Consider the following 13473-nt stretch of genomic DNA (forward strand, 5'->3'; position numbering starts at 1 on the left):
AAGTCTTACTGCTTCTTCCTTAAACTGCTTATCGTATTTCCTGTTCACTTTCCTTTCTTGCATTTCACACCTCCTTAGGTTATATGATTCTACTATAACCTAACCCTTTGGTGTGTCCACTATTTCGGGGGAGGTGCAAACCTGCTGATGGACGTGCGTGGGTTTATTCAAAAGAACGATTTGAAGAACTCATTAAGGATCATAGGATTACTTTTGGCAAAGACGGTAATAACAAGCCTTGCATTAAGCGTTTCCTAACTGAAGTAGAAGAGTCTAAGATTGTCCCTAAGTCTGTTTGGTTATACGAGGAAGTTGGAGAGAATAGAAACGCACGTCAAGAGGTTAAAAAATTCAATGCTAATGATCCTTTCGCAACCCCAAAACCTGAAAGTCTTATCCATCGCATCTTTACTTTAGCCACAAACCCCGGTGACCTCGTTCTTGATTCTTTCGGCGGCTCTGGCACAAGCGGCGCGGTTGCTCATAAGATGGGGAGAAAATGGATTATGGTAGAGCTTGGCGAGCATTGCCATACCCATTGCCTGCCGCGATTGAAAAAGGTTGTTGACGGCACGGATCAGGGGGGCATCTCGAAATCTGTTAACTGGCAGGGCGGAGGCGGATTCAAATATTACTATCTTGCCCCAAGCCTGCTGAAAGAGGACAAATACGGAAATTGGATCATTGACGAGCGATATAATGCGAATATGCTTGCCGCTGCAATGGCAAAGCATGAGGGTTTTAAATATTCCCCTGATGAACAAATCTACTGGAGGCAGGGCAAGTCAACGGAAAAGGATTACATCTTCACTACTACGAAATTTGTTACCATGGAGTTTCTTGATAAAATCCATGATGAAATGCAGCCGGACGAAAGTTTGCTTATCTGCTGCAAGTCCTTCTCAAAACCGTGTGAGAGCAGACACCCGAATATTACAGTTAAGAAAATTCCGAAGATGCTTTTGGGACGGTGCGAGTTTGGGAAAGAAGATTACAGTTTGAATATAGTGAATATGCCTGTGGAACCCACCCCCAGCCCCTCCCAAGAGGGGAGTAAAGAAAGTCCCCTCCTTGGAGGGGAAACAGGCATGGGTAAAAAAACAAAATTAAGAAAAGAACAACCCAAACTGTTCTGATGAAGAATAAAAAGATACTACCCTACGATCCTAAGCTCAAATCATTGGCAAGAGAATTGAGAAATAACAGCACGTTATCCGAAGTATTGCTCTGGCATCACTTAAAGAAAAAGCAAGTGAGAGGGTATGACTTTGATCGTCAAAAGCCCATTGGCAATTATATCGTTGATTTCTTCTGCAATGAATTGATGCTGGCAATTGAGATTGACGGTCTTAGTCATGAAAACAAAATGGAGGACGATGCTCTCAGGCAATCAAATCTTGAATCTCTTGGAGTAAGATTTCTGAGGTTTTATGATTCAGATGTTAAAGGAAATATGCAGGGGGTCGTTGTTGCAATTGAAGAGTGGATAAGGGTGAATGAACCCGCCCCTAACCCCTCGGATATACACACCCCTACCCCTCTCAAGAGGGGAATTAAAAGTCCCCTCCTCGGAGGGGATACAGGGGTGGGTAAATGAACCGCATTGCAAATTCAATAAAGAACCGTTTGAGTCTTCGTCAGCCACAGGCGGAAAGCCTGAGTATATTGGCTGAGTTGACGGATAAATTAACTTTGAAGAAACCCACCCCTGACCCCTCCCAAGAGGGGACTTTCCTAAAAGAGCAATTGGAAATAGTAAAGAACCCCTATCCTACCTGCACGGACTTTGAGCGTAATTTTCCGTCAATCTGTTTTGCACTTGCTACCGGCGTTGGCAAGACCCGTTTGATGGGGGCATTTGCGGCATATCTATATTTGGCAAAGAGGATAAGAAACTTCTTTGTCCTTGCCCCGAACCTGACAATTTATAACAAACTCATTGAAGATTTTTCCAATACTACCCATCCCAAATATGTATTTCAGGGCATCGGCGAGTTTGTCCATAACAAGCCTGTAATCATTACCGGCGACAATTACAATTCCATAGGTGACCTTTACAAGGAGGAGGAAATAAGGATTAACGTTTTCAATATCTCCAAGATAAACGCAGAGATGAGAGGCGGCAAACTACCCCGCATTAAAAGGCTATCGGAATATCTTGGCGATTCTTATTTTAATTACCTTTCCAATCTTGATGACCTCGTTTTGCTTATGGACGAATCGCACCATTACCGCGCTGACAGGGGCATGGAGGTCATCAATGAGTTAAACCCGATTTTAGGTCTTGAGCTTACTGCCACCCCGCAGGTTGAACGAAGCGGCGGGGCTATCAAGTTCAAAAATGTGGTTTATGAATATTCTCTATCAAAAGCCATTCAGGACGGGTTTGTAAAAGAGCCTGCTGTGGCTACACGAAAGGATTTTGACCCTTCACAATATGCACTTGAAGATTTGGACAGAATAAAATTGGAAGACGGCATCCGCATCCATGAGGATACAAAGGTTGCCCTGGACATATTTGCAAGGGACAACAAAATGTCTATCGTCAAGCCTTTTGTATTAGTTGTTGCAAAAGATACCGACCATGCCAGCAAGCTGAGAGAACTGATTACTTCCAGCGCTTTTTTTGAAGGCAGGTATGCTGATAAGGTTATGGAAATCCATTCTAATCAGACCGGTGAGGAGAAGGACGAAAATATTGCTCAACTGCTTTTATTGGAAAACCCTGACAATAAAATTGAGATAGTCATTCATGTAAATATGCTTAAAGAGGGTTGGGATGTTACAAACCTCTATACCATAATTCCATTGAGAACAGCAGCCTCTACTACATTACGGGAGCAGACCATTGGCAGGGGGCTGCGGCTTCCCTACGGGAAACGGACAGGGAACGACAAGGCGGATAAACTCACGATTGTGGCGCATGATAAATTTCAGGAGATTATTGACGAGGCGAACAAACCTGATTCTATTATCAGGAAAGAAAACATCATTACCATAGATGAACAGGAGTTGAGCCAACCGAAAGAGGTTATCACGGCGGTTTCAAACATTGAAAGGGCAATAGAGGAGCGGCAGAAGGTAATTGACGCGATTGCCGGACTTGAAGAAAAGCAAAAAGCCCAAATGTCCCTTGAAGTCCGCAAGGTTATTCTTTCCACGATTCCAGAGCTAAACAGCAAGGTAACAGGCATCAATGAATTGAAAAAAGAGGAAATCAAAGAAATAGCGATTGAGAAAATAAGAGAGAAGATTGCAAGCGAACCCCAGCAGGCTATGTTTGCAGCAGAGATGATAAGAGAAGCAGAGGCAGCCTATGAAGCTGTTGTAAATGAATTTGCTGCCAACCTTATAGAAATTCCGAGAATAACCATACAACAGTCAGGCGAGGTGAAATCAGGGTTTAAGGATTTTGACCTTGATGCCAAAAACCTGAACTATCAGCCTGTATCGGAAGAAATTCTTATCAAGAAACTGAGGGAACAGGAAAACAGCATTGACATTGTTATAGGTAAGGGCAGAATTGATGTTGATACGCCGGAAAGACTCGTTGTAAATGAGCTTAAAAATTACCCTGAGATAGATTATGATGAGCAGTCAGATTTGTTATTCAAACTTGCGGGGCAGGCTATAAAGAAGTTTCAGTCATATCTCACTGAAGATGATTTAATGAATGTTGTTCAGTGCCACAAAAAGGAGATTAGCGGATATATTTATTCCCAGTTGATGGAGCATTTTTATTGTGAATCGCCGAATTTTGAAAAGCCAATTGTAAAACCTTTCACGAAGATTGAAGAGCATAACTTTTCAAAATACACAAAAGACAGCATCCATCATTTTACCGATACTATAACTCCAACGAGCGCTATTCCAGGCAAGGTGTTCAGCGGTTTTAGAAAAGCCTGTCATAACCTATATAAATTTGATTCAAAGACTGAAAAGGATTTTGCAAGCATTCTTGAGAATGACCAGTCTGTGCTGAAATGGCTGAGACCCGCTCAAAATCAATTTCATGTCTACTGGAAGCATAACTCAAAGCGTTACAGCCCTGATTTTGTTGTGGAGACAGCGGATATGATTTATATGGTAGAAACCAAAAAAGAGGGTGATATTGAATCTTCCGATGTTCAGGAGAAAACACAGGCAGCCTTAAAATATTGTAAAAGCGCAACTGATTTTACAACCCAAAACAGCGGCAAGCCGTGGAAGTATGTATTGATTCCGCATAATGCCGTGCAAGCGAATATGAGTTTTGAGTATTTGGCGGGAATATATGAGGTAAAGGTCGCTCTATAAAAGCTATGACTGGTGCAGATAAAATAAAAATCCTCATCAAAGAAAGCGAACAAAGAAGGCAAAGATATTGCTAATGTTTCAGGAAAATGCAAAACTATAACCCCCGATGGAATTTATCGGGGCAAAACTTAAGATGACTACATTAACCAAAGCCATAAGAGAACTTTATATTACCAATCTCGCTGTAAAGAAAGATGAAAGGGCGATTGTCTTTACTGACACGCTCCTGACCGAAGAAGATATAAACGAGGCTGACAGAAAGCGCAGGGATGCCCTTCCGGATCTGGCCAGAAAGGTGGCTGAGACAGGGAAAGAGCTGTGTCAGAGTATAACATTTCTTGCTTATCCTTCTCTAAAAGCGCATGGTTCGGAGCCGCCGAAAGAGATATGGGCTGCGGCCTTTGGCAAAAAGACTGTAGAGAAATTAGAGGAATATGGACTCATTGGAAAGCTCATAAGCAAAGGGCAGTTAAGTCAGAAAGAGGCAGGGGATATAAAGAATATAGTAGAATCAAATAAGACCGATGCCGTAAATGTAGTCATAGCCCTTCCAAATTTTTCAACAAGCCACACAAAGTTCAGAGACCTCTTAACCAATATCTGTAAAACCCGTTACGCAAGCATGCCCCTGTTTGATGAAGAGATGTTCTATGGCCCGATGCAGGTGGACTGGAAGGCGTTAAAAGAAAGGACAAACAATCTTGCAGCCAGCATGGACGGCGCAGAAAAGGCGCTTATCACTGCGCCTAATGGCACAGACCTTGCAATTGGAATAAAAGGCAGAAAGGCGCTGGCGGATACCGGCAATCTGACCTCGCCAGGCGCATTCGGGAATCTTCCGGCAGGCGAGGTCTTTGTTGCGCCGGTGGAAGGGACAACAAAAGGCATCATGGTGATTGACTGGGCTCCGACATTTAAACTCAGTTCGCCGGTTACTCTGAAAATAGAAAAAGGGGTTGTTAAGGATATAAGCGGCAGAGACCCGTATGCCAAAAAACTTGAGGCAAAGCTTAAGGAAAATCCTGATTTCAGAAACATTGCCGAACTTGGCATAGGGACAAATGACATGGCAAAGAGGCCTGACAATATCCTTGAATCAGAAAAGATACTCGGCACAATCCATATTGCCCTTGGCGACAACTCCACCTTCGGTGGAAGTGTAAGAACGTCCTTTCATCAGGACTTTGTAATATTTAACCCAAAGGTAAAGCTGCTAAAAGGAAAAGAAGAAAAGGTCATTTCCTTCCCGCTTTGCGCGGCTGCGGCAGAATAGAAAATACTTTAAGTTTGCCAAAATTAGTTTTACAAAAGGAGGGTTATTTTATGAAGAATATTGATATGCAGATTCAAGGTGACATACTTACTGTCAAGGTAGATTTAAAGAAGGAGTTTGGACCTTCTGCTTCCGGGAAGACAATAATAATTGCCACTACCGAAGGTAATATTACAGTGCCTGAGCATGAGAATATTAAAATAGGAATAAATGTATATAGAAAAAAGTAATAGAGAAAAAACATATGGGCGAGTGTGGAAGAAAGTAGCGATAATTTTGGTTGGCTGTGTTTACAGCTTTACTATCCTCTCCTCCACAGCAAGAGGGGGAGAGGATTTTTTATCAATATATTGGAATAGACCTATCCCGCCCCAAAATCATAAGATTAAATTTTTGCCGTATCCTCAAGAATGCGGCCAATGCCATAAAAATCAGTATAAAGATTGGAAAGAGTCTTTCCACAATAAGGCCGTAAGCCCTGGTCTTCTGGGTCAGATAAACCATGAGAAGGATCCTGATTTTGCGCGGTCCTGTTATTTCTGCCATGCGCCGATGGCAGAACAATCAGAGGTAATATTCCCCTCTCCCCTTGCGGGAGATGGCCAGGGTGAGGGGATTAAAACCCCATCCTTTGATAACAGGCTAAAGCTTTCCGGAGTTTCCTGCGTTGTCTGTCATTTAAGGGAGGGCAAGATATACGGACCGCCTGCCAAATCTCCCCCACCCTATCCATCCCCCGCCAGTGGGGAGGGGAAAAGGGAGGGGGGACAAAAGGCCCATAACGGTTTTATAGAGAAAGGGTTTTTTGAAAGGGCTGAGTTTTGCGCAGCCTGTCATCAACTGGATGAAGGGTATGAATTAAATGGCAAGGTAATTGTAAACACTTACAGGGAATGGGAAGAAAGCATCTACAGTAAAAATAATATAACCTGCCAGAAATGCCACATGCCTGACAGGCAGCATCTTTTCAGGGGCATACATGATAAAGAGATGGTTCTGCGGGGGGTCCGCATTGAATCAGTTCGGCATGAAAAAGGGGTGAGGCTTATAATAACGAACTCCGGTGCGGGGCATTATTTTCCTACCTATGCGACGCCGTTGGTTATTGTGAAAGGATTTATGCTTGATAAAAGCGGCAAGGCTATACCATCTTCGGTGAAGAAGGCATTTATAGGCCGCAAGGTCAGCCTTGACCTGAGCAAGGAAATCTTTGACACCCGTATACCGCCTGAGAAAAGTTTTGAGTTTGACTATACAGTGAACAAATCTTATAATAGGGGCAAACTTGTCTTTGAAGTCAGGGTTTATCCGGATGAATTCTATAACAGATTTTACAAGGGCTTACTGAAAAATAAAGATGGCAGTTTTAACAGGAAGGAAATTGAAAAGGCATTGAAAATAACAGAAGGGTCTGATTATATCTTATTTAAAGAGGTATTGTAAGCCATTAAATCAAACATAAGGAGGGTTGAAATATGCAAAGATTTTACACCGGTGTAATCGCCATTATCTTCATTATTGTGATGCCTTTTATTACTGCGGCAGATGACAGCGTGCCGAGGATCACTAAGGAAGCGTTAAAGGCAAAGATTGAAAAAGGTGAGGATATTATCATATTAGATGTCAGGACAGGCATGTCATACAACGACAGCAGCATTAAGATTAAAGGAGCCTTGAGGATTCCTCCCAATGAAATTGAGGCGAGATATAAAGAACTGCCGATGGACAAAGAGATTATCACCTACTGCAGCTGACCCGATGAGGCTACCAGCGCCCGTGTGGCGCTGATATTGTTAAATAAGGGTTTTAAAAAGGTAAGCGCGCTATTGGGTGGTTTTGACGCGTGGGTCAATGCGAAATATCCGGTTGAGGGGAAGCGGGAGGTGATACAAAAACATAAGATTAGGGGCGTTTGATCTCTTTAGCAGTGAATATAAGTCTATTTATTTTTTGGGAAATATCCTTTGCGGTTAGTATCTCCGAAATCATTGCCACGCTTTCAACTCCTTGCTTAAGAACATGAGCCATATTTGTTTCTGTAATCCCTCCGATGGCAACTATTGGAATCTTGACAGCCTTCATTATCTCATCAAGCCCTTTGAGACCTTTTGGTGTTTGAGCGTCCTCTTTTGTTTTAGTAGCAAAGATCGGGCCGAATGAGATGTAGTCAACCGGCAGTTTTTTAGCTGCACGCGCCTCTCTTATATTGTGGGTGGAATAGCCTATTATCTTATTATTTCCCAAAAGCCTTCTTGCCTCTTTCACAGGCAAATCATCCTGTCCCAGATGCACGCCGTCAGCATCAGTCAGCAATGCTATGTCTATCCTGTCGTTAACAATAAAGACCGCCCCTTTGTCTTTGGTTATCTTTCTGATAATGCGGGCTGTTTCAAGGAATTCTCTGGATGAAAGTTTCTTTGCCCTTAACTGGAGTATTTTTGCGCCGCCGTCAATGACAGCATGGGCAGTTTCTCCTATTTTGTCGGAGGAAATCAGCGAAATATCTATAATGGGATAGATATTTGGAAGTTGTATTTTATTTTTCAACATCTCCATATATGGATTTTATACTAACTTATTCCAGATATGGAAGCTATGTCAATAAATAATAGACTCCAAAAATCAAAGTCTATTTTTGGGAGACTTATTGCTGATTTAACCACCGATAGATTATAAAAAATTAAAATTTAGAAACAATATTGAAAAAATAACATAAAGTGGTATGATATTAAAAATTTAACAAAAACCAGAAAGACTGCTTTTGATTTGTGTGCGGGGGTGGAACCATTAATATCAAGGAAAGCCCATTGTCCCCAAAAATAGCTCGCCTGAAATGGATCGGCATAGGTATTGGAATCCTATTCTGGTTTATTGATTCTGCGATAGATGCCTTAATATTTGGAGAGCGCACCTTTTTTGAGCAGATAATCGCTCCGGACCCTATAGATATATGGATGCGTCTGTTAGTTATATCTACCCTGATTATATTCAGCTTTTATGCCCAATCATTAATTGACAAGCGAAAGCGGGCTGAGGAGGAAGTTAGAAAACTAAATGAAGACATGGAACTCCGTGTTATAGAGCGCACTGCGCAATTAGAAACTGCCGAAGGGGCGCTGAAGGTGGAACGGGACAAGTTCATCAATGTCCTGGAATCTATGGAGGATGGTGTATATATCGGGAACCAGGCTAATGATATAGAATATATCAACCCCGTTATTGAAAGGGAATTTGGTCCTATTAATGGACGTAAATGTTATGAATATTTCTATGACAGGGATGAGGTTTGTCCATGGTGCGAGCACCAGGAGGTTTTTGCAGGAAAGACCGTTCGGCGGGAATGGTATTCCGCTAAAAACAACAAGACATATGATCTATTAGAGACTCCACTGCGAAATCAAGATGGGACCATCTCCAAGCTTGAGATCTTCCGTGACATCACAGAACATAAGTATGCAGAGGCTGGAAAAAGCCTATTACAATCACTAACACAGGCGATCAGCGAGGCCGAGAGTTTCCACTCTGCGCTTAAAATTGTGCTGCAAAAGGTGTGTGAAACCACAGGCTGGGTTTTTGGCGAGACATGGGTGCCAAGTTCTGATGCTTCACGACTTGAATGTAGTCCGGTATGGTATAGCAGTTCTGAAGGCCTGAAAAAATTTAGAAGCAATAGCGAAAAGTTTACATTCCTCCCGGGAGTTGGGCTTCCTGGCCGTGTATGGACATCAAAAAGACCTGCATGGGTCGAGGATGTTACAAAGGACACAAATTTTCCCCGTGCCGCCATTGCGATGGAGGCAGGTATCAGGGCAGGAGCCGCTATTCCAATTTTGGCAGGGAAAGAAATTGTTGCTGTGATGGATTTTTTTATGTTAGAACTGAAAAAAGAAGATGAAAGGTTTATTAAATTTATCTCGTCGATAGCAGCTCAGATAGGTTTGGTCATGCAGCGGAAGAAGGCGGAGCGCCGCCTCGCTATTCAGTATTCTGTAGTCAGGGTGTTGGCTGAAACGGCTACACTTAAAGAGGTTACACCGAAGATTATAGAGGCAATTTGCGAAACTACCGGGTGGGATATGGGCGCAATATGGTTTATTGACAGAAAGGCTAACCTTTTGCGCTGCGTTGACTGCTGGCATCTTCCGACAGTTGATGTCTCTGAGTTTGAGGCGATCACCCGTGAGGTTACCTTTGTCTCTGGCGTCGGATTGCCTGGCCGTGTCTGGGCCAGCGGTAAACCTGAATGGAGTATCGATGTTACAATGGATGCAAATTTTCCCAGGGCGCCATATGCTGTCAGGGCAGATATGCATGGCGCATTCGGTTTCCCTATCATATTTGAAGGCGGGATATTGGGCATCATTGAATTTTTCAGCCGTGAGATACGCCATGTCGATGAGGAATTGCTTGATATGTTTGCCGCCATCGGCAGCCAGATCGGGCAGTTCATGGAGAGAAAAAGGGCAGAGGAGGAGATCGAAAATTCTCTTTCTCTCCTGCGCGCAACACTCGAATCAACTGCCGACGGCATCCTTGTTGTAAACAATGACGGGAAAATGGTTGGCCTTAATCAGAAGTTTGTAGATATGTGGCGCATCCCTGAATCCATTGTAGCATCCAAGGATGATAATCAGGCGCTGGCACATGTAATTGATCAACTGAAGGACCCGGAGGTATTTCTCGGCAAGGTAAGGGAGTTGTATTCGCAGCCTGATGCAAAGAGTTACGATGTGTTGGAATTTAAGGATGGAAGGTTCTTTGAGCGATACTCGCTGCCGCAGCGAACAGGCGAAAGAAACGTCGGAAGGGTCTGGAGTTTCAGGGATATAACCGAGCGAAAACAGACAGAGGAGCAGATCTTCCATCTGGCCTATTTTGACATGCTAACCGATCTTCCAAACCGTCTTATGCTCCGCGATGACATTGACCGCGCACTAACAGCGGCAAGGAAGGAACTTGTTTCTTTTGCCCTGCTTGCTGTAAATCTCAACCGTTTCAAGGAAATCAACAACACCATCGGCTATCAAAAAGGAGACATCGTGCTGCAGCAGGTAGGTAAGCGCCTGAAGACTATCCTTCCGGAGACATTTTCAATCGCCAGGACAGGGGGGGATGAATTTGGAGTCCTGATTTTAAATGCTGATGCAAATATCGCCGTATTGGAAGCAGAGAAGATCGCAAAAAGCCTTGAGGAGCCGGTATTTGTTGAAGGGTTCTCGCTTGATATTGCTGTAAGTGTTGGTATTGCCCTGTTCCCTGGCCATGGTGAGGACGCCGATACGCTTATCAGGCGGGCGCATGTAGCTATGCATGCCGCGAAACAGACTGAAAGCGGATATGCCATATACGCGCCGGAATACGACCAATTTATCCCGGAGCATCTGGCGCTTATGGGTGAACTCCGAACGGCTATTGGTAAAAATCAGCTCTTTCTGGTATATCAGCCGAAGATAGACCTAAAAACCGGCCGGACGTTAGGTGTAGAGGCTCTTGTCCGGTGGCAGCACCCAACAAAAGGGGTTATACCGCCTGACCAGTTCATCTTCCTTGCAGAGCATTCAGGCTTAATAAAGCAGCTTACCTTCTGGGTTTTAAGAGAGGCGCTTCGCCAGACAATATCTTGGAGTCAGGCAGGACTTGAGGTTTCTGTAGCGGTAAACCTTTCAACAAAGAATCTCCAGAATCCATTACTCCTTGATCAGATAAAGGGGCTCCTCTCCACATGGGGTGTTTCCCCCCGCAGGCTAAGGCTTGAGATCACAGAGAGCTTAATAATGGCCGACCCGAAACTCACGATCGAGATACTGACCCAGTTGACCCTAATGGGGATATGCTTTTCAATCGACGATTTTGGCACCGGATATTCCTCCCTTAGATACCTCCAGAGTTTGCCGGTGGATGAGATTAAGATAGATAAATCATTCGTGTTAAACATGATGACAGATGAAAGCAGCATGAAGATCGTCCGTTCTACCATAGAGCTTGCCCATAGTTTTGGTTTTAAGGTTGTAGCCGAAGGTGTAGAAAACAAAGAGATATTGAATGAGCTCACCGCGCTTGGCTGTGACGCTGCCCAGGGATACTTTATCAGCAAACCGATCCCACATGCAGAGCTTGCGGTCTGGTTGGGTAAACAAGGGTAGGTTGGCATAGTAAGCTAAATAAAGTATAGTCAGAATATGATTAACGAGGCCATCTAAAAATCATGGCCCCATCCCTCTGGCGGATGGCAAGCTATCTCAAATGTATTGAATTTACTCAATAAAACCGTATAATGTTAATTATTTAACAGGAGGGATATCACGCCATTCTGGTTAGAATGGCATTTTTGTATTTTGGTCTGAAATTGTTAGGGGTGCGATTAGCAATATGGGTGCGGTAGCTAATAAAATAAAAACCTCCTTTTATCCTTTCGTTATAGGCATTGCTCTTTTTTACTGGCTTTTTGAATCCTTTTTTGATTCCTTTGTATTCCACCAGGGTAGTCTATCAGAGCGTATATTTGCCCCTGATTCCAATGAAATCTGGATGCGTCTATTGGTTATCCTGATCCTTATTGGTTCCTGGTTATACTACAATGTTATTATCGAAAGATGCAAAAAAGCCCAGGAATCTTTAAAAAAAAGCGGAGAATATCTGCGCTCTTTGAACGAGTTGGAGATGCGTATCTTGGATCGTACGAGAGAGCTTGCATCGGCCAATGAGGAGCTAAAGATACAGATAGCTGTGCGCAATAGGGCAGAAAATCGTCTGATTATCCAGCACTTAATAAGCAAGATACTGGCTGATTCTACCTCCCTTGCTGTAGCTACACCAAGGATTGTCAGGGCCGTTTGTGAGAATCTAGGGTGGGATATGGGAGCAATCTGGATGATAGACAAGCTGAAAAATGTGCTTTGCTGTATTGACTACTGGCATCTTTCCTCGATAGATGTCCCGGAATTTGAGGCAATCACAAGAGGGTATAAATTTTCGCATGGCGAGGGGATGCCGGGGCGCATCTGGGCCAGCGGCAAGCCTGAATGGATCACGGAGGTTGCAGGGGATCCATCTTTTCTCCGTGCTGTCTATGCAGAAAGGGCGGGTATTCATTCGCTATTCGGTTTTCCTATTAAACTTGGAGGAGATATCCTGGGTGTCATTGAATTCTTAAGCATGGAGACTCTCTATCCTGATAAGGATATCATGGATATATTTGATTTGATCGGGAGTCAGATTGGACAGTTTGCCGAGAGAAAACTTGCCGAAGAGCAGGTAAGGGCTTCACTAATGGAAAAAGAGGTTCTGCTTCATGAGGTATACCATCGCGTCAAAAACAATATGCAGGTTATATCAAGCATGCTCAGCCTTCAGTCCAGATATACCAAAGACAATAAGGCATCTGAGTTATTTTTAGATTGCAGAAACAGGATAAGATCCATGGCCCTTGTCCACGAGATGCTTTACCAATCCGATAATCTGGCAAAAATCAATTCCAAATATTATATTAAGAACCTGCTGGATGGTATCATGAGTTCTTATAGGGAATATGCAGGGAATATTAATGTTGACGTATCTTTGGACGAAATTTCTCTCAAACCAGACTCTGCCATTCCATTAGGCTTTATAATCAATGAACTTGTTGTAAACAGCATAAAGCATGCCTTCCCACAAGACAGGATAGATAAAAAAAAAGAGATAAAAATAGAATTCCGATCAATTGCTCATGATATGATGGCGCTGATTGTTAAGGACAATGGAGTGGGGTTGTCGGAGGATATTGATGTTGCTAAATCAGAATCAATAGGCCTTAAGCTGGTAAATCTACTGGTAAGGCAGATGGAAGGTAAGATTCAGATCCTCAGGAAGGACGGGACAGACTTTAGGATAGAATTCAATGGTAGAAATTTATAAAATGAGGAGGC

Annotated in this window: 9 protein-coding genes and 1 pseudogene; 9 read left to right on the top strand and 1 reads right to left on the bottom strand. The window is 43.3% G+C overall.

The genetic code is table 11. From position 1 onward, the window contains the following. Positions 1 to 140 precede the first annotated feature (140 nt). The 7 genes and pseudogenes from Q8P28_05340 to Q8P28_05370 all read left to right on the top strand — a co-directional run bounded on the left by Q8P28_05340 (position 141) and on the right by Q8P28_05370 (position 7323). Positions 141 to 1136: pseudogene (locus Q8P28_05340) on the top strand (site-specific DNA-methyltransferase). Next, positions 1136 to 1597: an endonuclease domain-containing protein gene (locus Q8P28_05345; protein MDP2682218.1), complete on the top strand. Its 462-nt coding sequence runs from the start codon at positions 1136 to 1138 to the stop codon at positions 1595 to 1597. Before Q8P28_05340 ends, Q8P28_05345 begins: the two are co-directional and overlap by 1 nt. After that, positions 1594 to 4296, top strand: a complete 2703-nt coding sequence (locus tag Q8P28_05350) for a DEAD/DEAH box helicase family protein (protein ID MDP2682219.1) — start codon at positions 1594 to 1596, stop codon at positions 4294 to 4296. Before Q8P28_05345 ends, Q8P28_05350 begins: the two co-directional genes overlap by 4 nt. A 133-nt stretch (positions 4297 to 4429) precedes the next feature. Beyond that, entirely contained in the window at positions 4430 to 5569 is a 1140-nt protein-coding gene (locus tag Q8P28_05355) for an aminopeptidase (protein ID MDP2682220.1), read from the top strand. A 50-nt stretch (positions 5570 to 5619) separates the two neighbouring features. Then, positions 5620 to 5799 carry a hypothetical protein gene (locus Q8P28_05360; GenBank protein ID MDP2682221.1) on the top strand — a complete coding sequence of 60 codons (180 nt, stop codon included), beginning with the start codon at positions 5620 to 5622 and terminating at the stop codon, positions 5797 to 5799. Continuing rightward, a complete protein-coding gene (locus tag Q8P28_05365) occupies positions 5780 to 7012 on the top strand; it encodes a multiheme c-type cytochrome (protein MDP2682222.1) in 1233 nt (410 codons plus the stop codon). The genes Q8P28_05360 and Q8P28_05365 overlap by 20 nt, the downstream gene beginning before the upstream one ends. A 32-nt stretch (positions 7013 to 7044) precedes the next feature. After that, complete coding sequence (locus Q8P28_05370; GenBank protein MDP2682223.1) at positions 7045 to 7323, top strand: rhodanese-like domain-containing protein; 279 nt, start codon at positions 7045 to 7047, stop codon at positions 7321 to 7323. Between the two features lie 148 nt (positions 7324 to 7471). Here Q8P28_05370 and thiE read toward each other — a convergent pair whose 3' ends face one another. Further along, the gene (gene thiE, locus Q8P28_05375; GenBank protein MDP2682224.1) at positions 7472 to 8125 is read right to left on the bottom strand and encodes a thiamine phosphate synthase; all 654 of its coding nucleotides are present in this window, start codon (positions 8123 to 8125) and stop codon (positions 7472 to 7474) included. Between the two features lie 251 nt (positions 8126 to 8376). On the opposite strand from thiE, the gene Q8P28_05380 reads away from it, so the two are divergent. Then, complete coding sequence (locus Q8P28_05380) at positions 8377 to 11712, top strand: EAL domain-containing protein (protein ID MDP2682225.1); 3336 nt, start codon at positions 8377 to 8379, stop codon at positions 11710 to 11712. A gap of 526 nt (positions 11713 to 12238) precedes the next feature. Then, a complete protein-coding gene (locus Q8P28_05385) occupies positions 12239 to 13462 on the top strand; it encodes a histidine kinase dimerization/phosphoacceptor domain -containing protein (protein ID MDP2682226.1) in 1224 nt (407 codons plus the stop codon). Positions 13463 to 13473: the final 11 nt, after the last annotated feature.

Source organism: Deltaproteobacteria bacterium (genome assembly GCA_030690165.1).
Taxonomy (GTDB): Bacteria; Desulfobacterota; GWC2-55-46; order UBA9637; family UBA9637; genus JACRNJ01.

Bases quoted from the DNA above. Each gene is read 5' to 3' on its own strand.
- Q8P28_05370 (MDP2682223.1), top strand. From the start codon at position 7,045: ATGCAAAGATTTTACACCGGTGTAATCGCCATTATCTTCATTATTGTG.
- thiE (MDP2682224.1), bottom strand. From the start codon at position 8,125: ATGGAGATGTTGAAAAATAAAATACAACTTCCAAATATCTATCCCATT.
- Q8P28_05360 (MDP2682221.1), top strand. From the start codon at position 5,620: ATGAAGAATATTGATATGCAGATTCAAGGTGACATACTTACTGTCAAG.
- Q8P28_05355 (MDP2682220.1), top strand. From the start codon at position 4,430: ATGACTACATTAACCAAAGCCATAAGAGAACTTTATATTACCAATCTC.
- Q8P28_05365 (MDP2682222.1), top strand. From the start codon at position 5,780: ATGTATATAGAAAAAAGTAATAGAGAAAAAACATATGGGCGAGTGTGG.
- Q8P28_05345 (MDP2682218.1), top strand. From the start codon at position 1,136: ATGAAGAATAAAAAGATACTACCCTACGATCCTAAGCTCAAATCATTG.
- Q8P28_05350 (MDP2682219.1), top strand. From the start codon at position 1,594: ATGAACCGCATTGCAAATTCAATAAAGAACCGTTTGAGTCTTCGTCAG.